26 protein-coding genes, 1 pseudogene and 1 riboswitch are annotated in these 21,118 nt (G+C 64.8%); of the genes and pseudogenes, 16 read left to right on the forward strand and 11 right to left on the reverse strand.

The window, feature by feature from the left end:
* The first annotated feature begins 215 nt into the window (after window positions 1-215).
* From GA0061098_RS17780 to GA0061098_RS45045, 3 genes are all read left to right on the forward strand, one after another.
* A complete protein-coding gene (locus GA0061098_RS17780) occupies window positions 216-1,133 on the forward strand; it encodes a hypothetical protein (RefSeq protein WP_165637432.1) in 918 nt (305 codons plus the stop codon).
* Window positions 1,134-1,457: 324 nt separating this feature from the next.
* Complete coding sequence (locus GA0061098_RS17785) at window positions 1,458-1,880, forward strand: hypothetical protein (RefSeq protein ID WP_091958487.1); 423 nt, start codon at window positions 1,458-1,460, stop codon at window positions 1,878-1,880.
* A gap of 312 nt (window positions 1,881-2,192) precedes the next feature.
* Window positions 2,193-2,330, forward strand: a complete 138-nt coding sequence (locus GA0061098_RS45045; RefSeq protein ID WP_165637433.1) for a hypothetical protein — start codon at window positions 2,193-2,195, stop codon at window positions 2,328-2,330.
* A 39-nt stretch (window positions 2,331-2,369) separates the two neighbouring features.
* Here the strand turns inward: GA0061098_RS45045 and GA0061098_RS45050 are convergent, their stop codons facing one another.
* The 3 genes from GA0061098_RS45050 to GA0061098_RS17795 form a co-directional block, all read right to left on the reverse strand.
* Window positions 2,370-2,516, reverse strand: a complete 147-nt coding sequence (locus GA0061098_RS45050; RefSeq protein ID WP_018318322.1) for a hypothetical protein — start codon at window positions 2,514-2,516, stop codon at window positions 2,370-2,372.
* A gap of 198 nt (window positions 2,517-2,714) precedes the next feature.
* Complete coding sequence (locus tag GA0061098_RS17790; protein ID WP_091958490.1) at window positions 2,715-3,197, reverse strand: MaoC family dehydratase; 483 nt, start codon at window positions 3,195-3,197, stop codon at window positions 2,715-2,717.
* Window positions 3,197-3,649, reverse strand: coding sequence for a MaoC family dehydratase (locus GA0061098_RS17795; protein WP_091958495.1), 453 nt, complete (start codon window positions 3,647-3,649; stop codon window positions 3,197-3,199). Before GA0061098_RS17795 ends, GA0061098_RS17790 begins: the two co-directional genes overlap by 1 nt.
* A gap of 167 nt (window positions 3,650-3,816) precedes the next feature.
* Here GA0061098_RS17795 and GA0061098_RS17800 point away from each other — a divergent pair, with 167 nt between their 5' ends.
* Complete coding sequence (locus tag GA0061098_RS17800; RefSeq protein ID WP_091958499.1) at window positions 3,817-4,113, forward strand: DUF4282 domain-containing protein; 297 nt, start codon at window positions 3,817-3,819, stop codon at window positions 4,111-4,113.
* A 144-nt stretch (window positions 4,114-4,257) separates the two neighbouring features.
* Here GA0061098_RS17800 and ychF read toward each other — a convergent pair whose 3' ends face one another.
* From ychF to GA0061098_RS17820, 4 genes are all read right to left on the reverse strand, one after another.
* Window positions 4,258-5,355, reverse strand: a complete 1,098-nt coding sequence (gene ychF, locus GA0061098_RS17805) for a redox-regulated ATPase YchF (protein ID WP_091958503.1) — start codon at window positions 5,353-5,355, stop codon at window positions 4,258-4,260.
* Between the two features lie 5 nt (window positions 5,356-5,360).
* On the reverse strand, window positions 5,361-5,966 hold the full coding sequence (gene pth / locus GA0061098_RS17810; RefSeq protein WP_091958506.1) for an aminoacyl-tRNA hydrolase: 606 nt from the start codon (window positions 5,964-5,966) through the stop codon (window positions 5,361-5,363).
* 58 nt (window positions 5,967-6,024) lie between these two features.
* Entirely contained in the window at window positions 6,025-6,735 is a 711-nt protein-coding gene (locus GA0061098_RS17815; protein ID WP_091958509.1) for a 50S ribosomal protein L25/general stress protein Ctc, read from the reverse strand.
* A 306-nt stretch (window positions 6,736-7,041) separates the two neighbouring features.
* The gene (locus GA0061098_RS17820) at window positions 7,042-7,293 is read right to left on the reverse strand and encodes an accessory factor UbiK family protein (protein WP_028151569.1); all 252 of its coding nucleotides are present in this window, start codon (window positions 7,291-7,293) and stop codon (window positions 7,042-7,044) included.
* A 162-nt stretch (window positions 7,294-7,455) separates the two neighbouring features.
* On the opposite strand from GA0061098_RS17820, the gene GA0061098_RS17825 reads away from it, so the two are divergent.
* The 8 genes from GA0061098_RS17825 (at window position 7,456) to GA0061098_RS17860 (ending at window position 15,139) form a co-directional block, all read left to right on the forward strand.
* Entirely contained in the window at window positions 7,456-8,193 is a 738-nt protein-coding gene (locus GA0061098_RS17825) for a dienelactone hydrolase family protein (protein ID WP_091958841.1), read from the forward strand.
* A gap of 8 nt (window positions 8,194-8,201) precedes the next feature.
* A complete protein-coding gene (lgt, locus tag GA0061098_RS17830; RefSeq protein ID WP_091958512.1) occupies window positions 8,202-9,047 on the forward strand; it encodes a prolipoprotein diacylglyceryl transferase in 846 nt (281 codons plus the stop codon).
* Window positions 9,048-9,068: 21 nt separating this feature from the next.
* Entirely contained in the window at window positions 9,069-10,187 is a 1,119-nt protein-coding gene (locus GA0061098_RS17835; RefSeq protein WP_091958517.1) for a class I SAM-dependent methyltransferase, read from the forward strand.
* Entirely contained in the window at window positions 10,184-10,951 is a 768-nt protein-coding gene (pgeF, locus tag GA0061098_RS17840; protein ID WP_091958522.1) for a peptidoglycan editing factor PgeF, read from the forward strand. Before GA0061098_RS17835 ends, pgeF begins: the two co-directional genes overlap by 4 nt.
* Before the next feature lie 115 nt (window positions 10,952-11,066).
* A complete protein-coding gene (locus GA0061098_RS17845; protein WP_091958525.1) occupies window positions 11,067-11,681 on the forward strand; it encodes a hypothetical protein in 615 nt (204 codons plus the stop codon).
* A 191-nt stretch (window positions 11,682-11,872) separates the two neighbouring features.
* Window positions 11,873-12,826 carry a ribose-phosphate pyrophosphokinase gene (locus GA0061098_RS17850; RefSeq protein WP_026202002.1) on the forward strand — a complete coding sequence of 318 codons (954 nt, stop codon included), beginning with the start codon at window positions 11,873-11,875 and terminating at the stop codon, window positions 12,824-12,826.
* Between the two features lie 253 nt (window positions 12,827-13,079).
* On the forward strand, window positions 13,080-14,108 hold the full coding sequence (locus GA0061098_RS17855; RefSeq protein WP_091958531.1) for a putative zinc-binding metallopeptidase: 1,029 nt from the start codon (window positions 13,080-13,082) through the stop codon (window positions 14,106-14,108).
* Window positions 14,105-15,139 carry a D-alanine--D-alanine ligase family protein gene (locus tag GA0061098_RS17860; RefSeq protein ID WP_165637434.1) on the forward strand — a complete coding sequence of 345 codons (1,035 nt, stop codon included), beginning with the start codon at window positions 14,105-14,107 and terminating at the stop codon, window positions 15,137-15,139. Before GA0061098_RS17855 ends, GA0061098_RS17860 begins: the two co-directional genes overlap by 4 nt.
* Before the next feature lie 91 nt (window positions 15,140-15,230).
* Here the strand turns inward: GA0061098_RS17860 and GA0061098_RS17865 are convergent, their stop codons facing one another.
* A complete protein-coding gene (locus tag GA0061098_RS17865; protein WP_091958538.1) occupies window positions 15,231-16,331 on the reverse strand; it encodes a serine hydrolase domain-containing protein in 1,101 nt (366 codons plus the stop codon).
* A 97-nt stretch (window positions 16,332-16,428) separates the two neighbouring features.
* On the opposite strand from GA0061098_RS17865, the gene GA0061098_RS17870 reads away from it, so the two are divergent.
* Both GA0061098_RS17870 and GA0061098_RS47430 read left to right on the forward strand, forming a co-directional pair.
* Entirely contained in the window at window positions 16,429-16,758 is a 330-nt protein-coding gene (locus GA0061098_RS17870) for a PadR family transcriptional regulator (protein ID WP_091958542.1), read from the forward strand.
* Between the two features lie 67 nt (window positions 16,759-16,825).
* Window positions 16,826-16,870 (forward strand): annotated as a pseudogene (locus tag GA0061098_RS47430) (hypothetical protein); the annotation flags it as partial.
* 521 nt (window positions 16,871-17,391) lie between these two features.
* On the opposite strand, the gene GA0061098_RS17880 reads toward GA0061098_RS47430, so the two are convergent.
* Window positions 17,392-17,958: a 6,7-dimethyl-8-ribityllumazine synthase gene (locus GA0061098_RS17880; protein WP_091958546.1), complete on the reverse strand. Its 567-nt coding sequence runs from the start codon at window positions 17,956-17,958 to the stop codon at window positions 17,392-17,394.
* Between the two features lie 75 nt (window positions 17,959-18,033).
* Window positions 18,034-18,207, reverse strand: a riboswitch (FMN riboswitch).
* Window positions 18,208-18,644: 437 nt separating this feature from the next.
* On the opposite strand from GA0061098_RS17880, the gene GA0061098_RS17885 reads away from it, so the two are divergent.
* Window positions 18,645-19,145 carry a type III secretion system chaperone family protein gene (locus tag GA0061098_RS17885; protein ID WP_091958550.1) on the forward strand — a complete coding sequence of 167 codons (501 nt, stop codon included), beginning with the start codon at window positions 18,645-18,647 and terminating at the stop codon, window positions 19,143-19,145.
* Between the two features lie 190 nt (window positions 19,146-19,335).
* A complete protein-coding gene (gene proC / locus GA0061098_RS17890) occupies window positions 19,336-20,163 on the forward strand; it encodes a pyrroline-5-carboxylate reductase (RefSeq protein WP_165637435.1) in 828 nt (275 codons plus the stop codon).
* Window positions 20,164-20,291: 128 nt separating this feature from the next.
* On the opposite strand, the gene GA0061098_RS17895 is transcribed toward proC, so the two are convergent.
* Both GA0061098_RS17895 and GA0061098_RS17900 read right to left on the reverse strand, forming a co-directional pair.
* Window positions 20,292-20,696 (reverse strand): thioesterase family protein, encoded by a 405-nt coding sequence (locus tag GA0061098_RS17895; RefSeq protein ID WP_091958559.1) that lies wholly within the window; start codon window positions 20,694-20,696, stop codon window positions 20,292-20,294.
* A gap of 112 nt (window positions 20,697-20,808) precedes the next feature.
* Window positions 20,809-21,012, reverse strand: coding sequence for a tautomerase family protein (locus GA0061098_RS17900; RefSeq protein ID WP_008144861.1), 204 nt, complete (start codon window positions 21,010-21,012; stop codon window positions 20,809-20,811).
* Window positions 21,013-21,118 lie beyond the last annotated feature (106 nt).

Consider the following 21,118-nt stretch of genomic DNA (forward strand, 5'->3'; position numbering starts at 1 on the left):
CCTGGCCTCCAGCCCCGCCGGATGCCGTCGTGCCGGAAGCTCGTCGTCGGGCGCGCGCCTTTCGCGCGGCCCGTTGGTTCGCGTCCCCACGCGAGTTGCCACAATTTCGCAACGATAAATCCGCATTGATGCAGGCAGACCGAATGGCGCATGGTCATCACCAAGGACCGCCTTATATTGGCGGACTACATGCGCTGGGGTTGGCGGGCAGGACGATGGAATTCTCGACGGGTTTCGGCTGGACCAGGCTGCCGGTGCTGGCGGCCGCGTTCATCTTGGGCTCCGTGCTGACGGTTTCGGCGCAGATCATTCCGCCCTTCTCCCCACCCGCGGCCGCGTCCGACGAGGCCGAGACCGAGACGGCAGAGGCCCCCGACGTCAACGACCCCGACGTGCTCAAAGGCATCGACGTCGACAAGCTCGACTGGAGCCAGCTCGCGGTCGATGCCGGCACCGGCATTGACCCCATCGCCGCCAAGAAGCGCGCCCAGGCCGCCGCCAAGGACGGCCTCGACTGGTCGTCGAACGCCAATGCGAACGGCTCCTCGGCGGTGACGGTGAAGCAATCCGTGTTCTCGTTCTGGGATACGCGGATCGGCGCCGATATGACGGTGACCAGCGAGCCGCGGACGATGTCCGAGCTGCTGGCGCAAAAGGCCACCAATGGCGGCAACCTGCCGCAATCCTCCGGCAGCGCCTGGGCGACCGCGACCGCGCCCGGCGCTGGAGTGATCTGGGACAAGACCGCGGTGGAAGCCCGCGTCGATCCCGGCTCGGAACACAGCAAGCTCGGGGCCTCGCTGACCAAATCGGTGCCGCTGTCCGGCGACACCTCGCTGACGCTGCAGAACGGCTACAGCGTCAACCAGCAGGGCACGAGTGCGGTCCCTGGCATCGGCGGCCACATCACCCGCAATTACGAGACCGACCAGACCGCCAAGGTCACCCTCACCGACACCGGCACCAGCGTTACCGCCGGCCAGACGCTGTCGACCACCGACGACAAATGGCTGCGCAAGGTCGGCGCCGAGCAGAAGCTGTTCGACAACGTCACCGTCTCCGGCTCGGTCGGCGAGACCTCGCAGGGCGCGATCAACAAGAGCGTGACCGCGGGTTTCAAGAAGAGCTGGTAGGCCGACGCGCCGCTCTCTCCCCTCATCCTGAGGAGCGCTCCGAAGGAGTGCGTCTCGAAGGATCGAGGTCCCCGTTGCGGCAGCGGGCCTGCATGGTTCGAGACGCGCTTCACGCTCATCACCATGAGGAGCCGGAACGGTCGCTGCCGCAGCGACGTTCACACTCTCCTAACCATACGCCACGGCAAAACCCCCGAATGGTCCGCCCTTGCCGCATCTCGGCCCATTTGCGGCCCAATTCCGGCGCCCTGATGCGGGCTGCCTCACAGACGTCGTCGTGCGGGGGACACTCGCGCTGCGCTCAACGCGAACAGGGGAATAACGATGAACGCCATGCGTCCGGAAAAGACCGAAGCCGCCGAGACCGAGACGGTCGACACCAACCTCGCTGCTGTCACGGAAGTCGAAGCCGGCATCCGCGACTTCGTCCGCAACGACATCGCCTATCTGCGCCGTCCGGCGGCGACGACCACCGACGCGGCCCCGCTCGATCCGAGCGCGGAGGCCACCGTCACCAACGTCAACTCGCTGATCCAGCGCGTCGCCGGCACCTCGCTCGCCGAGATCGAGAATCTGATCTCGGAACTCGAGAGCCTGCGCGACCTGCTGCATGCCGAGGGCCAGCGCGTCCAGCGCGAGATCTCCGGCTATGCCCAGCTCAGCCAGGCCGCGATGAAGTCGACGCGGATGATCGCCGACAACGTCTCGCAGTGGAAGCGCGCCGCCGACGGCCTGCGCAATAGCTGATCGCTGAAACTACGCATCACCGGCCGCCGCGTTCCGCAAGGAGCGCGGCGGTTTTGATTCTGGGAGTGATGAGGACGCACACGTTCCCAACGAATGGTGTCATCGCCCGGCTTGACCGGGCGATCCAGTATTCCAGAGAAGCCAGTGATTGATCCGAGAGGCCGCGGCGTACTGGATGCCCCGGTCAAGCCGGGGCATGACAGCGGAGGGCTTGGCTAGCCGCAACGCCACCACGCCTTTGAACCCTCCGCCGTTTCCCAACGACCAATGCCAAGCGCCCGCTTCTCTTGCGGCCGGGCCGGGGGACATCTCATGGAAAGCATTCGGCCCGACAACACGGACCCGATATCGCTGCGGCCCGCGCAAAATCAGCTCGGCACGATCATGCTGCGCTTTGTCGGATTGCTGGTGGTTGCGGTCGCGGTGCTGGCGTTCGTCTATAGCCGCTGAGGCGGGACCGTTTTCCGGCCCCGAAAACTTAACAGATTCTTACCGGCTCGCGTCGACGGCCGAGGCTTCCAGGGTGTAGGCGCCATCGGCATAGCCCTTCACCACCATGCCGGCGACCAGCATCACGGCCAGCGTCGCGGTAGCGAAGATAAATCCAACAAACTTGAGTGCGCCGCGATCAGCCATGGTCCTCGTCCCCTGTCTCTGCCCAATTCGTTTCAATTAGACAGCGACAGGTTCATAATTAGTTAGCAACTCACTGGTTCCGCCAAACTGCTTCGCGGTAACCATGTTGCGCAGGCTTATGGCAGCCGCCCGGAATCGCGTCCATAGCGCGCGGGCAACACTCGCGCACTCATTTGGAACGTTCATCTTGGAACAGATCTAACGCTCTTTCGCGCGCATCGGCACGAAGGCGCTGGCGGTGATGGAATAGACGTCCTCGCCGCGCTGGTTGGTGCCGGTGGTGCGGGCGGTCAGGATGCCCCAGCCGGGGCGCGAGGCCGAGGTGCGCTTGTCGGTGACGACGTTGACGTAAGCGACGGTGTCGCCGGCAAGCACCGGCCTGATCCAGCGCAGATCGCGAAAGCCCGGCGAAGGCCCCCACACCGCAACCTCCTCACCGCGCGATACGGCCTCGCGCGCCAGGCGCTGGCCGTCGGCGACAAGCAGGCTCATGCAGGCCGAGCCGACATGCCAGCCCGAGGCGGCGAGCCCGCCGAACAGCGAGTTCTTGCCCTCCTCTTCGTCGAGATGAAAGCGCTGCGGATCGAATTTCGCGGCGAAATTCTTGATGGCCTCGGCCGTGAACGTATAGGTGCCGATCTCGCGGCGCTGGCCGATCTCGATGTCGTCGAAGAACCGCATCAGATCGCCCCCTCGCGCCGCTTGATCAGGATCGGCGAGGTCATCTCGCCAAGCGCCTGGCCCTGGGCATTGCGCACGGTGCATTTGAACTTGACGATGCCGAGCTCGGGGCGGCTCTTCGAGGTGCGGGCCTCCAGCACGTCGACGTCGAGCGTGAGATCGTCGCCGGGCCGGAGCGGCGAGAGCCAGCGCACCTCGTCGACGCCGGGAGACCCCAGCGACGCGGCGCGGGTAATAAAACCGTCGGCCATCATCCGCATCATCAGCGAGCAGAGGTGCCAGCCTGAGCCGGACAGACCACGCAGCATGCTCTTGGCTGCGGCCTCCTCGTCCAGATGCATCGGCTGCGGATCGAACTCGGCCGCGAAGGCCAGAATCTCGTCGCGGGTGACGTGGCGCGGGCCGAATGTTCCGAACCGGCCGGGCGGGAAATCTTCGAAGGTCAGGGTCATCTTGGGATTGGCTAGCGGAAATGACAGATTGTGGCCGCACTTTGCGGCAATCTCAACCCGCCGGCCCGCATGGCTCGTGCTACATACGGGGTGGCGGCGTTGGTCTTGAGTCGGATCAACCGAGGGCCAAAGATCCATTACCAAGGCCCGATGCCCTGGGGAGAGCAATGTTTTCATTCAGCGATCTGTTTCAGTGGGACCGCTTCATCACGCCGACGATCATCAAGACCTTCTACTGGCTGGTGATCGCGCTGATCTGCCTGTTCGGCCTCTCCGGCATCTTCTCCGGCCTGGCTGCGATGGCGATCAGCCCATTCGGCGGCTTCCTGGTGCTGCTGTCGTCGATCGCCAGCGTCGTCGTCGGAATCGTGTTCTCGCGCATCGCCGCGGAGCTGATCCTGATCGTCTTCCGCATTAACGAGCATCTGGGCGCCATCCGCGACCAGGGCAGCGGGATGAAGTGAGCGCAGGTGCCGTAGGGTGGGTTAGCCGCAGGCGTAACCCACCACTGTCTATCTCCGCGGAAGCAGAAGAGGTGGATTACGCTGCGCAAATACGCTTCGCGTATCTGCGGGGCTAACCCACCCTAAGGCACCGATGTTCGCGGCTTACGTATTAAACCTGAAATGCATCACGTCGCCGTCGGCGACGACGTATTCCTTGCCTTCGAGGCGGAGCTTGCCGGCATCGCGCGCGCCGGCTTCGCCGCCGAGCCCGACGTAGTCCTCATACGCAATCGTCTCTGCGCGGATAAAGCCCTTCTCGAAGTCGGTATGGATCACGCCCGCCGCGCCCGGCGCCTTGGTGCCGCGGTAGATGGTCCAGGCGCGCGCTTCCTTCGGGCCCACCGTGAAGTAGGTGATGAGGTCGAGCAGCGTGTAGCCGGCGCGGATCAGGCGATCGAGGCCGGCTTCCTCTAGACCCAGCGTCTCCAGGAAGTCGGCGCGCTCTTCACGCGAAATGGTGGCGATCTCGGATTCGATCTTGGCGGAGATGACGACGGCGACCGCGCCTTCCTTGGCGGCCTGCTCCTGCACCGCCTGGGAGAACGCATTGCCGGTCGCGGCCGAGCCTTCCTCGACGTTGCAGACATAGAGCACGGGCTTGGACGACAGCAGGCCGAGCATGCCGAAGGCGCGCTCCTCCTCCGCCTTGCGCTCGACGAGGCGCGCGGGCTTGCCCTCGCGCAGCAGCACCAGGGTGCGGTTGACGAGGTCGAGCTGCTCCTTGGCGTCCTTGTCGTTGCCCTTGGCCTTCTTGGTGAGGTTGTCGACGCGCTTCTCGAGGCTGTCGAGGTCGGCGAGCATCAGCTCGGTCTCAATGGTCTCGATGTCGGCGAGCGGGGCGATCTTGCCCTCGACATGGGTGATGTCGGAATCCTCAAAGCAGCGCACGACATGCGCGATGGCGTCGACCTCGCGGATGTTGGCGAGGAACTGGTTGCCGAGGCCCTCGCCCTTGGAGGCGCCGCGGACGAGGCCAGCGATGTCGACGAAGGTCAGCCGGGTCGGGATGATCTGTCCCGACTTGGCGATCGCCGCGAGCTTGTCGAGCCGCGGATCGGGCACGGCGACCTCGCCGACATTCGGCTCGATGGTGCAGAACGGATAGTTCGCGGCTTGGGCCGCGGCCGTCTCGGTCAGCGCATTGAACAAGGTCGACTTGCCGACATTGGGCAACCCGACGATTCCGCATTTAAATCCCACGAGCGTTATTCCTTGCCGTTCTCGTCCTTGGTCAAAAATCCCTTCGCCTGCATGGCGAGATGCACCCTGTTGGCGAAGGTCGCATCCGTGCCCTTGGCGACCAGTGCCGCGTGCTCGGCCACCGCCTCGTACAGCGTCGTCACCCAGTCGTTGTCGGCCTTGGCGAAGTCCGACAGCACGTGGCCGTGCACCATTTCCTTGACGCCGGGATGACCGATCCCGAGCCGGACCCGGCGGTAGTCGTTGCCGATATGCGCCGAGATCGAGCGCAGGCCGTTATGGCCGGCGATGCCGCCGCCGATCTTCACCCGTACCTTGCCCGGCGGCAGTTCGAGCTCGTCGTGAAACACGGTGACGTCGCCCAAGGCGATCTTGAAGAAGCTTGCGGCTTCCTGCACGGCGCGGCCGGAATCGTTCATGTAGGTCGTGGGCTTGAGCAGGATCACGCGCTCAGTGCCGAGCGTGCCTTCCGAGGTCTCGCCCTGAAAACGACGGCGCCATGGTGCGAAACCATGACGCCGCGCGATCTCGTCGACGGCCATGAAGCCGATATTGTGCCGGTTACGTGCGTATTTAGCGCCGGGATTGCCGAGCCCAACAAAGAGTCGCATGACGCGGCGCGCCCCTCGCTCGGCACGCGGTCAGGGACCGCGCGCCAGCTTTGAGAGATTACTTCTTCTTGTCGCCGCCGGCGGGAGCCTTGGCAGCAGCCGCCGGAGCAGCAGCAGCCGGAGCCGCAGCGCCAGCCGCCGGAGCAGCCGCAGCAGCGCCCGGAGCAGCAGCCGCAGCGGCGGCCTTCTGCTCTTCGGCGTAGCCGGACGGCGGCACGATGGTGACGAGGGTTGCGTCCTCGCGGGTCAGCGCCTTCACGCCGCTCGGCAGCTTGACGTCGGACAGATGCAAGGAGTGACCGATTTCCAGCGCGCCAACGTCGGCCTCGATGTACTGCGGGATGCTCTCGACACCGCATTCGAGCTCGATCGCGTGGGCGACGATGTTGACGGTGCCGCCGCGCTTCACGCCCGGGGAGGCTTCCGACTTCACGACGTGCAGGGGCACGCTGATGCGGATGGTGGCGCCTTCGCCGAGCCGCATGAAGTCGACATGGATCGGGAAGTCCTTGACCGGATCAAGGTGGTAATCGCGCGGAATCACGCGGTGCTTCTTGCCGTCGAGTTCGACGTCGACCAGCGTGGTCAGGAACCGGCCGGCGAGGATGCGCTGGCGCAGTTCGCGATCGTCAACCGAGATCGGGAGCGGGGGCTGGTTGTTACCATAGATCACTCCGGGCACTCTCCCGGCGCGACGCTCAGCCCGGGCGGCCCCCTTGCCGCTCTTCGGACGTGCGGTCGCCTTCAATTCCTTGACGGTCGTCGCCATGTCGTTAAGTCCTTGTTTTTGCAAAAGTTAATGGGCCGCAGCGCGGCCCATGGCATCGTTCGCAGCAAGCCTCCAGGGGTGCGGGGGCCACGAACTGGCGGGCTTTTACCCGGAAGATGCGGAAATGACAAGGAGAATGGGCGGACACCCTCCCTGGAGGGGAGGGTCGGCTCACATTGAGCGCAGCGAAATGTGAGACGGGGTGGTGATCTCTCCCCACGGGCACTTTCGACGCGGAGAGACCGTCACCCCGCCCCGCTCGCGCTACGCGCGATCGACCCTCCCCCTCCAGGGGAGGGTAAGAGCCTACCCGCCGAGCTTGGCCTCCAGCGCCACGATGCGCGCCTTCAGGGCCTCGTTCTCCTCGCGGGCCAGGCGGGCCATGTCCTTGACCGCCTCGAACTCCTCGCGCTTGACGAGGTCCATGTCGCGCAGGAATTTTTCGGCCTGGGTGCGCATCACCGTGTCGAACTCGCGCTTGACGCCCTGCGCGGCACCGGCGGCATCGTTCATCAGGCGGCCGATCTCGTCGAAAAACCGGTTGTTGGTCTGGGTCATTTCGGTCTCCTGGCGGCCTCAACTTTGCGCGAACTCTCGAAAAGACAATGGCAATCCGAGCGGAACGGTTCAAGGCCCGATCGGAGGTATCCTTGTCATGCCCCGGTTTCCTTGCAATCGTATTCATCGTCCCTGCATAAGAAGAATCACAAGGCGCATGAGATGATCGACCAGCAGATCGCGATCCCCACCAGGGACGGCCACACCGCAACCTTCATCAGCCATCCCGAACGCGGCGGGCCGTTTCCGGTCATCCTGTTCTACATGGACGCGCCGGCGATCCGCGAAGAGCTGCGCGACATGGCGCGCCGGCTCGCGACCTCAGGCTATTACGTGATGCTGCCGAACCTCTATTACCGCTCCGGCGTGATGGAGCTCGGCGCGCTGCCGGCCGACCCGAACGCGCCGGAGCGCAAGCGCATGTTCCAGCTGATGGGCTCGCTCACCATCCCGATGATCATGGACGACACCAGCGCACTGCTCGCCTATGCCGAGGGCCAGGCGGCCGCGAACACCAAGCTGGTCGGCACCGTCGGCTATTGCATGAGCGGCCGCTACGCCATCAACGCCGCCACGCATTTCCCTGACAGCGTCAAGGCGGCCGCCTCGATCTACGGCGTGCAGCTGGCAACGGATCAGGACGACAGCCCGCATCTGGCCGCGGCTAAGACCAAGGCCGAGCTCTATTTCGGCTGCGCCGAGACCGATGTCTATGCGCCGCCGGAGATTATCGAGAAGGTCAAAGAGGGCATGAAAGCTGCGAAAGCCGAGGTCGAGATCTATCCCGGCACGCATCACGGCTTCGCCTTCCCCAAGCGCCCGGTCTATGACCGCGACGCCGCCGAGCGGCATTGGGAGCGCCTGCTGGCGCTCTATCGCCGCAATCTCGTCCAGATATAGAAGGCGAGATGCAACTTCTTCTCATCGACTTCCCCGCCTTCAAGCCGATCGCGCTGGAGATCGGGCCGTTCGCGATCCGCTGGTACGCGCTGGCCTATATCTGCGGCATCGTGTTCGGCTGGCTCTATGCGCGCTCGCTGCTGAAGAAAGAGCGCCTGTGGGGCGGCCCCGCGCCGATGTCGCTGCTGCAGATCGACGACTTCATCCTGTGGGTCACGCTCGGCATCATTCTCGGCGGCCGCACCGGCTACGTGCTGTTCTACAATCTGCCTTTCTTCATCGATCATCCTGCCGCGATCTTCCGATTGTGGGAGGGCGGCATGTCCTTCCATGGCGGCTTCCTCGGCTGCGTCGTCGCGGTGATGTGGTTCGCCTTTCGCAATGGCATCTCGATTCTGTCGCTCGGCGACATCACCACCGCGGTCGCGCCGGTCGGGCTGCTGCTCGGGCGCATCGCCAACTTCATCAACGGCGAATTGTGGGGCCGCGCCACCGATGCGAGCCTGCCCTGGGCGATGATCTTCCCCAACGATCCGACGCAGCTGCCGCGTCATCCGAGCCAGCTCTACGAGGCCGGCATGGAAGGCATCCTGCTGTTCACAGTGCTCGCGATCATGATCCGGTTCGGCGCGCTGAAGCGGCCGGGCATGATCCTCGGCGCCTTCATCCTGATCTACGGCCTGACCCGGATTGCCGGCGAGCACTTCCGCGAACCGGACGCGCAGCTCGGCTTCCTCTGGGGCGGATTAACCATGGGCATGCTGCTGTCGATCCCGATGCTTATCGTGGGCGGCATACTTATTGTATTGGCAGTCAGGCGCGGGGCGCCGAAGCCCATCGAGGCCATTCGTTAATTCATTTCGAGAAGACAGATCGTGACCGAACAGCCGCTACTCAACGAGATCAAGGCGCTGATCAAATCCTCAGGTCCCATGCCGGTCTGGCGGTACATGGAACTGTGCCTGATGCATCCGCGCCATGGCTATTACGTCTCGCGCGATCCGCTCGGGCGTGAGGGCGACTTCACCACCGCGCCCGAAGTCAGCCAGATGTTCGGCGAGCTGCTGGGACTATGGACCGCCTCGGTGTGGAAGCAGATGGGCTCGCCGCAATTCCTGCGGCTGATCGAGCTCGGCCCCGGCCGCGGCACCATGATGGCGGACGCGCTGCGCGCCCTTCGCGTGCTGCCACCGCTGTACCAGGCGCTTCATGTCCACATGGTCGAGGTCAATCCCGTCTTGCGCGAGCGGCAGAATGCAACGCTGTCGGGCGTGCGCAACATCGCCTGGCATGACAGCATCGACGATGTGCCTGAGGGACCGAGCATCATCCTCGCCAACGAATATTTCGACGTGCTGCCGGTCCACCAGATGGTCCGCCACGAGAACGGCTGGCACGAGCGCGTGATCGAGATCGATCCCAACGGCAAGCTTCAATTCGGCGCAGCGCCCGAGCCGACGCCGCGCTTCGACGTGCTGCTGCCGCCTCTCGTGCGCGCCGCACCCGTCGGCGCCGTGTTCGAATGGCGGCCTGACGGCGAGATCATGAAGCTCGCCACGCGCGTGCGCGACCAGGACGGCGCAGCACTGATCATCGATTACGGCCATTTGCGCAGCGATGCCGGCGACACCTTCCAGGCGATTGCGCGCCACACCTTCGCCGATCCCTTGAAGGCGCCGGGCCAGGCCGACGTCACTGCTCATGTCGACTTCCAGGCGCTGGCGCGCGCGGCCGAAGATGTCGGCGCGCGCGTGCACGGGCCGGTGACGCAAGGCGACTTCCTCAAGCGGATCGGCATCGACACAAGGGCCGCCGCCTTGATGCAGAAGGCAACGCCGGAGGTCGCCACCGACATTTCGATCGCCCTCAAGCGGCTGACGGATACCGGGCGCAGCGGCATGGGCTCGATGTTCAAGGTGCTCGGCATCTCCGAACCGCGGCTGACAGGCATTGCCGGCCTCAGCGATCTCGAACAGGCCGGAGAAGCCTCATGACGCTCGCTTCGTCGCTGCTGTCGGCCGTGCCCGGCCTGCGCCACTCGTTCTTCACCCGCGAAGGCGGCGTCTCCAGTGGCATCTACGCCGCGCTGAACGGCGGCCTCGGCTCCAACGACGATCAGGCCCTTGTCGCGGAAAACCGCCGCCGCATGGCCGAGCATGTCGGCGTCGCGCCGGAACGCTTCCTCAGCCTGCACCAGATCCATTCGCCCGACGTGCTGATCGCCGAGACGCCGTGGCCGAACGGACCGCGGCCGAAGGGCGATGCGCTGGTGACGAACACGCCCGGCATCGCACTCGGCGTCTCCACCGCCGATTGCGGGCCGGTGCTGTTCGTCGATCCCAACGCGCGCGTGATCGGCGGCGCGCATGCGGGGTGGAAGGGCGCGCTGACCGGCGTGCTGGAAGCGACGATTCTAGCGATGGAAAAACTCGGCGCGACGCGCAGCGGCATCATCGCCGCGATCGGCCCGCTGATCCGCCAGGACAGCTACGAGGTCGGCAACGAGTTCGTGGCGCGCTTCATCGAGGCGGATGCGGACAACGCGATGTACTTCATCCCGTCGGTGCGCGAGGGCCACGCGATGTTCGACCTCGCCGGCTTCATCCGCAAGCGGCTGGACGCCGCCGGCATCCTGTTGATCGACGATCTCGGTCTCGACACCTACGCCGACGAGCGCTTCTTCAGCTATCGCCGCTCGGTGCATCGCAAGGAGCCGGATTACGGCCGCCACGTTCACGCAATCGCGCTCGAAGCGTGAACACAGCGGCAACACGCCGTGTCATTCCGGGGCGATGCCCTGATGCGATGACAGTGGCCTATGTCGCCTCCGCCCTAGACCTTAACCGATTTTAACGATATCGCTGCCCTCCATAATGAGGGACGCGTCATTCATCCTGGGCCGTGCGGGTTCGCGCGTGCTGGCGGTCATGCTGCTCGCGGCAACGACCGCGCTTGGCGGCTGCGCCGGCGGCGGTGGGGCCGCCAATTCCTATGCGATGGCGCCGAGCGCCGGCTCCGGGGCGACGGTCGCCTTCGAATCGATCGACGGCCCGCCGCCGCAGGTGTTCGACCGCATGGTCGGCGTGATCGATAGCGAATCCAAGCTGCGCAGCCTGTCCGTCGTCTCCCGCGAAGGGTCCGCCGTCTACCGCGTGCGCAGCTATCTCTCGGCCCAGGTGGTGCGCGGCAAGACGGTGATCGCCTGGGTCTGGGACGTCTACGACACCAACCAGCAGCGGGCGCTGCGCCTCTCCGGCGAGGAACCGACCTCGGCCAAAGGCGGCCGCGATCCGTGGGGAGCAGCCGACGACCTCGTGCTGCGGAAGATCGCCCAGGCCGGATTCAGCGGACTTTCCAACATGATCAACGGAACGCCGGATGCGCCCGGCGCAGCTCCGGCGTTGCGGGGACCGGCGGTGGCGACCGTGATCCCGGGAGCCCCGGCAGCCGAGATGCCGGCCTCGGCACTCGGCTATGCCGAGCGATAACCCCCGCTAAACCACGGCCTCAAGTTGCGGCCAAGCCGTTGGCCCGACTCAGGATTTCGAAGGGAAAACGTAGCATCCCGGGTTGCCATTGCAGCCTCCGGCCTGATATTTCCTCGCCCGTCGTAACCGTGCTTCCAGTGGGATCTGAGATGTTGAACGTCGTATCCAGCAAAGCGCGGGAGGAAGCGTCTATGTCGGCCAAAAACGGCTCCATCAAGCTCGTCGCCGGCAACTCCAATCCGGCCCTCGCGCAGGCGATCGCGCAGGGCCTGGACCTGCCGCTGACCAAGGCGGTGGTGCGGCGCTTCGCCGACATGGAGATCTTCGTCGAAATCCAGGAGAACGTCCGCGGCTCGGATGCCTTCATCATCCAGTCGACCTCGTTCCCGGCGAACGACCATCTGATGGAATTGCTGATCATCACCGACGCGCTGCGCCGCTCCTCGGCGCGCCGCATCACGGCGGTGCTGCCCTATTTCGGCTACGCCCGGCAGGACCGTAAATCGGGCTCGCGCACGCCGATCTCGGCCAAGCTGGTCGCCAACCTGATCACGCAGGCCGGCGTCGACCGCGTCATGACGCTCGATCTGCACGCCGGCCAGATCCAGGGCTTCTTCGACATCCCGACCGACAACCTCTACGCAGCGCCACTGATGGTGCGCGACATCAAGGAGAGGTTCGACCTCTCCAAGACCATGGTGATCTCGCCCGACGTCGGCGGCGTGGCCCGCGCGCGCGGCCTCGCCAAGCGCATCAACACCCCGCTCGCGATCGTCGACAAGCGCCGCGAACGGGCGGGCGAATCCGAGGTCATGAACGTGATCGGCGACGTCGCCGGCTACACCTGCATCCTGATCGACGACATCGTGGACTCCGGTGGCACGCTGGTGAACGCGGCCGACGCGCTGATCGCCAAGGGTGCCAAGGACGTCTACGCCTACATCACCCACGGCGTGCTCTCCGGCGGCGCGGCCGCCCGCATCGCGGGCTCGAGGCTGAAGGAGCTCGTGATCACCGACTCGATCCTGCCGACGGACGCGGTGACCAAGGCGCCGAATATCCGCACGCTGCCGATCGCCAGCCTGATCTCCGACGCGATCGCGCGCACGGCGGCGGAAGAATCGGTGTCGAGCCTGTTCGACTGACTTTCTTTTACCTCACCCCGCTTGCAGGCAGAGGTCGATCGCGAGGCATCGGGGTGAGGGAGACACTCCGCGGGTCTCGCTCTCACCGTCCCCGTGGAGGCTCCCCCTCTCCCCGCAAACGGGGCGAGGGAGCGCGCGGTCCTTCCGTCCCTCACGATGGGCCGCAGCACGCCTCGCAGCCCCACGGGTTGTTGCCGGCCGCCGCCCATGACATCATCAAGACAGCGAGTCATTTCTGCTTTCTGGGTGCCTGATGCCACGCCCGAAATTTGCTTGGGAAAAGCTGTCCGATGACGAGTTGCTCAAGCAGCGCCTCTCCAGCCTGAGGGTTACGGTCGAAGGCACCTGGCTCGAGGATTGTGTCGCCATGCTCCACGAGGAGATGGAAGAGCGCGGCATCCGGCTGCGGCCGCACACATGGATCTCGAGCGAGTGGTTCAGCCCGGGCGGTGTGCCCGGCATCGCCATTCCCTTCTATCTCGCTCATCCCCGCCTGATGAAGCTCGAGAAGAAGATGATGTTCGACGTCGAGGGCGGAACCTGGCGGGAGTGCATGGCCATCCTCCGTCACGAGGCGGGCCACGCCATGCAGCACGGCTACCAGCTGCAGCGCCGCCGGCGCTGGCAGCAATTGTTCGGCCCGTCGTCGAAACATTACCCGCGCTACTACCGGCCCAATCCGGCCAGCAGGCGTTACGTTCAGCATCTTCGGCTCTGGTACGCTCAGAGCCATCCGGATGAAGATTTCGCGGAAACCTTTGCAGTGTGGCTGCGACCGCGCTCGAACTGGCGCACGCGATATGCCGGCTGGCCAGCACTGAAGAAGCTCGAATATGTCGACGAGCTGATGGGCGAGATCGCCGGAAAGCGGCCGCCGATCACGACGCGCGAGCGTGTCGACCCGCTGGGCCGGCTCGGCCAGACACTCGAAGAGCACTACAAGAAGAAGCAGGCGTTCTACGCCTTCACACCCCCGAAGACGTACGACCGGGATCTATCCCGGCTGTTTTCAGCCGATCCGCGGCATCACCGTTCAACGCCGGCCTCGACCCTGATCAGGCGGCACCGCGCCCAGATCAGGCAATTGGTCGCACGATGGACGGGCGAGAACCAGCTCACGCTCGATGCCGTGCTCGACGACATGATCTCCCGCTGCCGCGAGCTCGATCTGCGTGCCGTCGGCCGCGAACAGAAACTCGTTCTCGATTTCACCGTTCTCGTGACCGCCAAGACGATGCACGCGCTGTTTGGCCCGTCTCGGCGCAAATGGATCGCGCTATGAGACGTCAACGCATTCTCGTGCTGATGCATCCGGACTTCCTGCCTCCGGACTCCTCCGAGGGATACACACCGCAGGAAATCAACAACTGGAAAACGGAATACGACGTCGTGAGCACCTTGCGCGCCGCCGGCCATGAGGTTCGCGTGCTCGGTGCGCAAGAGGAAATCAAGCCGGTTCGCGAAGCGATCGAGCAGTTCAAGCCGCATGTGGTTTTCACGCTGCTGGAGGAATTCCACAACAACGTCGCCTACGACCAGCACATCGCCAGCTATCTCGAACTGATGAAGGTCCCCTACACCGGCTGCAACCCGCGCGGCCTGATCCTGGCGCGCGGCAAGGACCTGTCCAAGACGCTGGTACATCACCGACGCATCGCAGTCCCTGCCTTCGCCGTTTTCCCGATGCGACGCAAGGTCAAGCGGCCGAAGCATCTTGCGCTGCCGCTGATCGTGAAGAGCCTGAACATGGATGGATCCGCCGGCATTTCTCAGGCCTCCATCGTCGATACCGACGAAAAGCTCGCGGAGCGCGTCGCCTTCATCCACGATCGGAGCGAAACCGCAGCCATCGCCGAGCAGTTCATCGAGGGGCGCGAGCTCTATGTCGGCGTGCTCGGCAACAACCGCGTGCGGGTGCTGCCGGTCTGGGAATTGAAATTCGGCAGCATGGGCGGGCGCAGGTCTCGCCACATCGCCACTGAAAAAGCCAAGCATGACACCGATTATCAGGAGCGCCTCGGCATCGTCGACGGACCGGCGAAGGACCTCGCGCCCGAAGTCACTGCGCGCATTCAGCGTGCCGCGAAGCGCATCTACCGGGCGCTCGGCCTCGATGGCTACGCGCGCATCGATTTTCGTCTCGCCGCCGACGGCACACCGTATTTCATCGAAGCAAACCCAAATCCCGAAATCGCGAAGAGCCAGGAGTTCGCCACGGCGGCCCAACATGACGGGCTCAAATATCCGGATCTCCTGCGCCGCATACTGACGCTTGGGATCAGTCGGGCCAAGGCGGGTGTATCGTTGGGGTGAGCGGGTTCGGCTTGCACCGTTATCGTAAGTAAGATGGGCGCAGGCGCAAAGCGCCGCGTGCACCTTCTTCCCTTTGCGGTACCAGCAGCTCTCACGCCGCAAAGCCCGGCAACACAACGTCGTTCAAGAGCGCAATCAATACGGCGGCCTGCTCCTGACCTGATCGACCGTAATTTCCACAGTGGATCACGAAGGCGAGATCACGTGCTGGAATCACGTACAGATACTGGCCGCCCCAGCCGACACCGCCGAACCAGTGCAGCGGTTGCGCAGTGGCGAAATCGCCCATGTACCATTGATAGCCGTAGTCGCGGCCAACCCTGGTTTGGACAACGGGCGTGGTCACACGCTTCACCCAGTCGGCCGGAACGACGGGCTTTCCATTCCAGTTGCCATTCGCCAGCATCAGCTGCCCGATCTTGACGAGGTCACGCGGCAATAGGCGCGCACCTGAGGCAGCGCGCGGTTCACTATCACGGCCGACGCTCCAGTCGGACGGACCGAAGCCGAGGGGATCGAACAGCATACGACGGCAATAGGCCGGCAGGGCTTCGCCAGTGCCTTTGGCTATGAGCCGGCCGAGCAGCGCCGTGGCACCGCCGCAATAGGTCCACTTCACGCCGGGCTCGCCGACGATCGGGCGCTCAAGGATGAAGCGGTAACGATCGGGCGCAGCCTCCATCGCAATCTCGCTGTTGCGGGGATCGCCATAGGGAATGGTGAGCTCGTCCCATTCGAAGCCGAGCGTCATCGACAGCACATGATGGATCGTGATCTTGTCGCGGCCCGGCTGCACGGCGAGATCGGCATACTCTGGGAACTGCGCATAGAGCTTTGCGTCCGGTGACGGCACCTTGCCTTCTGCGAGCGCGATGCCATAGGCGAGGCCGACGATGCTCTTGGAGACAGAGCGCAGATCGTGCAGCACGTCAGGGCCAAACACGACATGGCCGAGCTGCCGGTCCCAGCCCTGGTCCTCGCCCTGCCCGTAATGCTCGAACACCAGCTTGCCGCGCTGACTCACCAGCAACGCGTGAAGACCGGGCAGCTTTCCGGCGCGCTCCAGTGCAGCGAGGCGCTCGGCGACGTCCGATGATGCCGCGGAGGCCGGCTCGGCCCAGGGGAAGGTCGATGGCAGGGCCACGCTCGCGCCAAGGCCCGCCAGCAGATGACGACGATTGAGATCGACCATGGGTCCATTCCTCCAGAATTGGGTATACACAGGTACCTTGTTATACACAGTACCTTGCTATATAAGGTCCCTCGAAAGCGGTGTAGTCAAGGAGGAAATGGCCGACTCGACGAATCAGGTTCAGCTCAAGAAAGGCGCGCTGGAGCTCTGCGTGCTAGCCCTGCTCGCGCGCGGCGAGAGCTATGCCTATGAGATCGCGAGCACGCTGTCGGCCGGCGTCGGCATGGGTGAAGGAACGATCTATCCGCTGATGCGGCGGATGCAGGATGACGGTCTGGTCGACACCCGCCTGGAGGAATCCAGCAGCGGCCCGCCGCGCAAATACTACCGCCTGACGGCCGCCGGCCGCGCCGCCTTCGCCGCGCAGAAGCGCGACTGGCGAAGCTTTACCGACGCAGTCGACCGCCTCCTCGGAGACGCCAGATGACCCGCGCGACTTCCTTCACATCCTTGCCGATGGGCTCACGGGACTGCCCGCAGTCGAGATCGACGACATCCTCGCCGACTACACTGCGCATTTCGAAGAGGCCCGCGCCTCGGGACGGAGCGAGCAAGAGGTAGCTTCCGCGCTCGGCGATCCCAGGCGACTGGCGCGCGAGCTGCGCGCCGAGACAGGACTCCGCCGGTGGGAGAACCATCACTCATTCCGCAACTCCACGTCCGCGCTGTTCGCACTCAGTGGCCTCGCCGTGGTCGACGTCGTCCTGCTGCTGCCATTACTGCTTGCCGTTCTACTCATCCTGCTCGTGATCGCTTTCGTCATGTGCGTGCTGGGGATCGTCGGCATCAGATTGCTGATCAGTGTCTACAAGCATTTTGGCGACGGACACGTCGTTAATCTGATCTTGCGCGGGCTCGCAGGCGTCGCGCTGGTAACCACGGGGCGGGCTTCGCTGCGCTATTGGCGCTTGGACTCAACGCCGCCGTCAGATGGCTCGGCAATTATGCACGGCTGCATTATCGGCTGCTCAAGCCGGATCGGCCGGTCGCTTAAGTCAGACAAAGATGCATTGTCATCCGGGGCGGCGCAGCCGCCGCCCCGGGAACAATCGTGTTGTGCCTACCCCACGATCCCCGCGGCGACCTGGCCGCGCAGGCGTTCGAGGCCGAGCAGCGTCTCCGCGCAGGCCGCCGCCACCTCCACGCCCTTGATCGCAAAGTGCTTGCGGAAGAAGTCGTAGTGCACCTCGGTCTCGTGGAATTGCTGCGGCGTCAGCACCGCCGAGAACACCGGCACCTCGGTGCGGAGCTGCACGTCCATCAGCGCCTTGATCACGGTGTCGGCGACGAACTCGTGGCGGTAGATGCCGCCATCGACGACGAGACCGGCCGCGACGATGGCGGTGTAGCGCCGCGTCTTGGCCAGGATCTGCGCGTGCAGCGGGATCTCGAACGAGCCGGGCACCTCGAACACGTCGACATGGGTGAGATGACGCGCCTCGGCCTCCTTGATGAAGGCGATGCGGGCCTCCTCGACCACGTCGCGGTGCCAGCAGGCCTGCACGAAGGCCACCCGCTGCGGTTTGGCAAAGTGCGGATGGTCGGGCGCCGGCGGCGGATCCACTGGAACCGGCGGTTGGGTGACTTCGGAAGTTTCGGTCTTGGGGTCTTGCAGCATCTGATTCATGGCTTTCCTTCTTAAGGACCAGAATCAGGGCACACGGAACGACAAACAGCCGCATCTTGCGATGCGTCTGCCTCCGACCGTTCTCTTTCATCCGGACTTTAACCGTCGGCTTCGGAGTTGCACCGAATCTGCTGACCCCTCCCCTCGGCAAAATCCTTTTCAGGAAGATCCTGGGGGAAGGCGCTCGCGGGCTTAGGCCTTTCGGCCCTTACCGCCGGTGGGGACTTTCACCCCGCCCTGAGAACATCGGCCGTCCGGGATGAACGACCTGACCGGAAATATGACGCCAGCCGGCGGCCGCAGCAAGCGTGTTCCGTATGGGCGGATCGCATGGTCCCATGTCATTCCCGCGGGAGCGGCCCTCGCGGGACGGAATTAACGAATGGCGCCCTCCCCCGCGAATCCGATTCCGGTTTGTTCTCATCCATCCGGATCGAGGACTTCCCTCCGTTAAGAATTGTGGCGGAGATGAGCTGTGGACGAACGAGTCCTGGCTTGTGGACGGACTCGGGACCCCGTTGCGCAGATTCCGCAAATCACATCACTTGATCCGCGACAGGCCCGCGCCGATCCGAGGGGATCGCAAGAGCGACCCCGAGGGGAATCGCGATAGCGACATTGAGGGAGCGTACCGGGCCGACCGCGTGCGTATCAAAGACAACAAAAAGGCAAGAGGTCGAGACGGCATGTCCCTGCTCGAAGGCACTATCGATTCCAAAAGCCATCCGCTCGCGGTGGTCGAGGATATCGCTGCCAGCAACAACTGGCCGTTTGAACGCTCCGGCGAAGACGAACTCACCATTGTCTCCAAGGGACAATGGACCGACTATCAGATCTCCTTCACCTGGATGGGCGAGATCGAGGCGCTGCATCTGGCCTGCGCGTTCGACATGAAAATTCCGGTTGCGCGCCGCGGCGAGGTCCAGCGGCTCGTCGCCGCGGTCAACGAGCAGCTGTGGGTCGGGCACTTCGATCTCTGGACCAACACCGGCATGATCATGCACCGCCAGGCCCTGGTGCTGCCGGGCGGGCTCACCGCCTCGACCGCGCAATGCGAGGCCATGCTCGCCGGCGCCATCCACGCCTGCGAGCGCTATTTCCCGGCGTTCCAGTTCGTGGTGTGGGCAGGCAAGACCACGACGGAAGCCATGGACGCGGCGATGTTCGATACGGTCGGAGAGGCGTAAGGTCTGCTCTCAAGCGCATGAGGAGACCACTGCTCTCTCCTCATCGTCGTCCCTGCGAACGCAGGGACCCATACCGCGTGATTTCGCCGTAGCGCGCAATGCTTGTTGCTCTGCTCTCGATCCACTAGAACCGCCTGTGGTTATGAGTCCCCGCTTTCGCGGGGACGACAGCGAACGCGTGGCAACGGCGATGGCAGACAACAACCCCCTCAAAAACATCACCGGCACCATCCTCCTCGCCGGCGCCGGCAAGATGGGCGGCGCGATGCTGACTGGATGGCTGTCGGGCGGACTCGACCCGCGCCGCGTCGCGGTGGTCGATCCGCACATCTCGCCCGAGATCACCGCGCTCGCGGCCAAGGGCATTGCGCTCAATCCCGATGCGAAGACTGCCGGCCAGGTCGAGACGATGGTCGTCGCGGTGAAGCCGCAGATGTTCCGCGAGGCCGGCGCGAAGCTGAAATCGTTCGTCTCGGACAAGACTTCGGTGGTCTCAATCATGGCGGGAACCACGATCGCCTCGCTTGCCGAGGTCTGCGGCGGCGCCGTGGTGCGCGCGATGCCGAACACGCCGGCCGCGATCGGCCGCGGCATCACCGTTGCGGTCGCCGCGAAGAACGTCAGCGCGGCGCAGCGCGCGGTGGCCGATGCGCTGCTGCGCGCCACCGGCTCGGTCGAATGGGTCGATGACGAGAGCCTGATGGATGCGGTCACGGCCGTCTCCGGCTCAGGCCCGGCCTATGTGTTTCTGCTCGCCGAAGAGCTCGCCCGCGCCGGCGTCGAAGCCGGACTGCCTGAGGCGCTGGCAATTAAGCTCGCACGCGAGACCGTCGCCGGCTCCGGCGAACTGCTGCACCAGTCGGAGCTGCCCTCGAGCACATTGCGTCAGAACGTCACCTCGCCCGGCGGCACCACGGCCGCCGCGCTCGGTGTGCTGATGGGCGAGCCCGGCCTGCGTGACCTGATGATTCGCGCGATCGCGGCGGCGACGAAGCGGTCGAAGGAATTGGCGAAGTAAGCAGGTGCCGTAGGGTGGGCAAAGCGACTTGTCCGCCGCAGCTCGAAGAGCGAAGGCGGAAGCGTACCCACGATCTGTATCCATCACGGAGGAATGGTGGGCACGGCGCAAGAGCGCCTTTGCCCACCCTACGGCGTCGTGCCCGCGGCTAACCGCCTGTTGAACATCTCGACATTGACGAGCCCGCGCGCGTGGCGGCCTTCGCCGAGCTTGCGGGTGCCCTCGAACGCCTCGACCTCGAAGCGGATGACGCGGCGCTCGACTGCGACGACCTTCGCGGTGGTCCGCACCGTCGCGCCGACGAGCGCGGCTGCGAGATGGCGGATGTCGACCTCGGTGCCGACGGTGACCCAGCCGGGCTGAAGCGCGGAGCGGATCGCATCGCCTGCGGTCATCTCCATTTCCAGGATCATCATCGGCGTCGCGTAGACAAACGGCATGCCCGGCACGAAATGCCCGACCGTGCGCTCCGCCGGGACCACCAGCATGCGCTCGGCATTCATGCCGACCTTGATGAAATCGCGTGCGTCCATGGGTCTTGCTCGTCATTCCGGGGCGGCGCCTAGCGCCGAACCCGGAATCCAGAAGTTTGCGGCACGAGATTCCGGGTTCGCGCTTCGCGCGCCCCGGAATGACGCTAACGCGTCACTTCTTCGCCGCCGCCGCGCGCTCCACGAAGGTCTTGCCGCCCTTCATCTTGTGGCGGAGCGGGGCTTCGTTGATCTGGATGACGACGGCGTCGGCATCGACGCCGAGATTCTTCACCAACGCCTGGGTGATGTCGCGCATCATGCCGGCCTTCTGCTCGTCGGTGCGGCCTTCGGCCATGCTGACAGTGATCTCAGGCATCGTCTTCTCCCTGTTGCTGTCGTCATGGCCGGGCTTGTCCCGGCCATCCACGTGCTTATCCATCAAACAAGACGTGGATGCCCGGGACAAGCCCGGGCATGACGGC

Origin of the sequence: Bradyrhizobium shewense (assembly GCF_900094605.1) — a bacterium.
In the GTDB taxonomy this organism is placed as follows: Bacteria; Pseudomonadota; Alphaproteobacteria; order Rhizobiales; family Xanthobacteraceae; genus Bradyrhizobium; species Bradyrhizobium shewense.

Bases quoted from the DNA above. Each gene is read 5' to 3' on its own strand.
- GA0061098_RS17780 (WP_165637432.1), top strand. From the start codon at position 216: ATGGAATTCTCGACGGGTTTCGGCTGGACCAGGCTGCCGGTGCTGGCG.
- GA0061098_RS17785 (WP_091958487.1), top strand. From the start codon at position 1,458: ATGAACGCCATGCGTCCGGAAAAGACCGAAGCCGCCGAGACCGAGACG.
- GA0061098_RS45045 (WP_165637433.1), top strand. From the start codon at position 2,193: ATGGAAAGCATTCGGCCCGACAACACGGACCCGATATCGCTGCGGCCC.
- GA0061098_RS45050 (WP_018318322.1), bottom strand. From the start codon at position 2,516: ATGGCTGATCGCGGCGCACTCAAGTTTGTTGGATTTATCTTCGCTACC.
- GA0061098_RS17790 (WP_091958490.1), bottom strand. From the start codon at position 3,197: ATGCGGTTCTTCGACGACATCGAGATCGGCCAGCGCCGCGAGATCGGC.
- GA0061098_RS17795 (WP_091958495.1), bottom strand. From the start codon at position 3,649: ATGACCCTGACCTTCGAAGATTTCCCGCCCGGCCGGTTCGGAACATTC.
- GA0061098_RS17800 (WP_091958499.1), top strand. From the start codon at position 3,817: ATGTTTTCATTCAGCGATCTGTTTCAGTGGGACCGCTTCATCACGCCG.
- pth (WP_091958506.1), bottom strand. From the start codon at position 5,966: ATGCGACTCTTTGTTGGGCTCGGCAATCCCGGCGCTAAATACGCACGT.
- GA0061098_RS17815 (WP_091958509.1), bottom strand. From the start codon at position 6,735: ATGGCGACGACCGTCAAGGAATTGAAGGCGACCGCACGTCCGAAGAGC.
- GA0061098_RS17820 (WP_028151569.1), bottom strand. From the start codon at position 7,293: ATGACCCAGACCAACAACCGGTTTTTCGACGAGATCGGCCGCCTGATG.
- GA0061098_RS17825 (WP_091958841.1), top strand. From the start codon at position 7,456: ATGATCGACCAGCAGATCGCGATCCCCACCAGGGACGGCCACACCGCA.
- lgt (WP_091958512.1), top strand. From the start codon at position 8,202: ATGCAACTTCTTCTCATCGACTTCCCCGCCTTCAAGCCGATCGCGCTG.
- pgeF (WP_091958522.1), top strand. From the start codon at position 10,184: ATGACGCTCGCTTCGTCGCTGCTGTCGGCCGTGCCCGGCCTGCGCCAC.
- GA0061098_RS17845 (WP_091958525.1), top strand. From the start codon at position 11,067: ATGAGGGACGCGTCATTCATCCTGGGCCGTGCGGGTTCGCGCGTGCTG.
- GA0061098_RS17850 (WP_026202002.1), top strand. From the start codon at position 11,873: ATGTCGGCCAAAAACGGCTCCATCAAGCTCGTCGCCGGCAACTCCAAT.
- GA0061098_RS17855 (WP_091958531.1), top strand. From the start codon at position 13,080: ATGCCACGCCCGAAATTTGCTTGGGAAAAGCTGTCCGATGACGAGTTG.
- GA0061098_RS17860 (WP_165637434.1), top strand. From the start codon at position 14,105: ATGAGACGTCAACGCATTCTCGTGCTGATGCATCCGGACTTCCTGCCT.
- GA0061098_RS17865 (WP_091958538.1), bottom strand. From the start codon at position 16,331: ATGGTCGATCTCAATCGTCGTCATCTGCTGGCGGGCCTTGGCGCGAGC.
- GA0061098_RS17870 (WP_091958542.1), top strand. From the start codon at position 16,429: ATGGCCGACTCGACGAATCAGGTTCAGCTCAAGAAAGGCGCGCTGGAG.
- GA0061098_RS17880 (WP_091958546.1), bottom strand. From the start codon at position 17,958: ATGAATCAGATGCTGCAAGACCCCAAGACCGAAACTTCCGAAGTCACC.
- GA0061098_RS17885 (WP_091958550.1), top strand. From the start codon at position 18,645: ATGTCCCTGCTCGAAGGCACTATCGATTCCAAAAGCCATCCGCTCGCG.
- proC (WP_165637435.1), top strand. From the start codon at position 19,336: ATGGCAGACAACAACCCCCTCAAAAACATCACCGGCACCATCCTCCTC.
- GA0061098_RS17895 (WP_091958559.1), bottom strand. From the start codon at position 20,696: ATGGACGCACGCGATTTCATCAAGGTCGGCATGAATGCCGAGCGCATG.
- GA0061098_RS17900 (WP_008144861.1), bottom strand. From the start codon at position 21,012: ATGCCTGAGATCACTGTCAGCATGGCCGAAGGCCGCACCGACGAGCAG.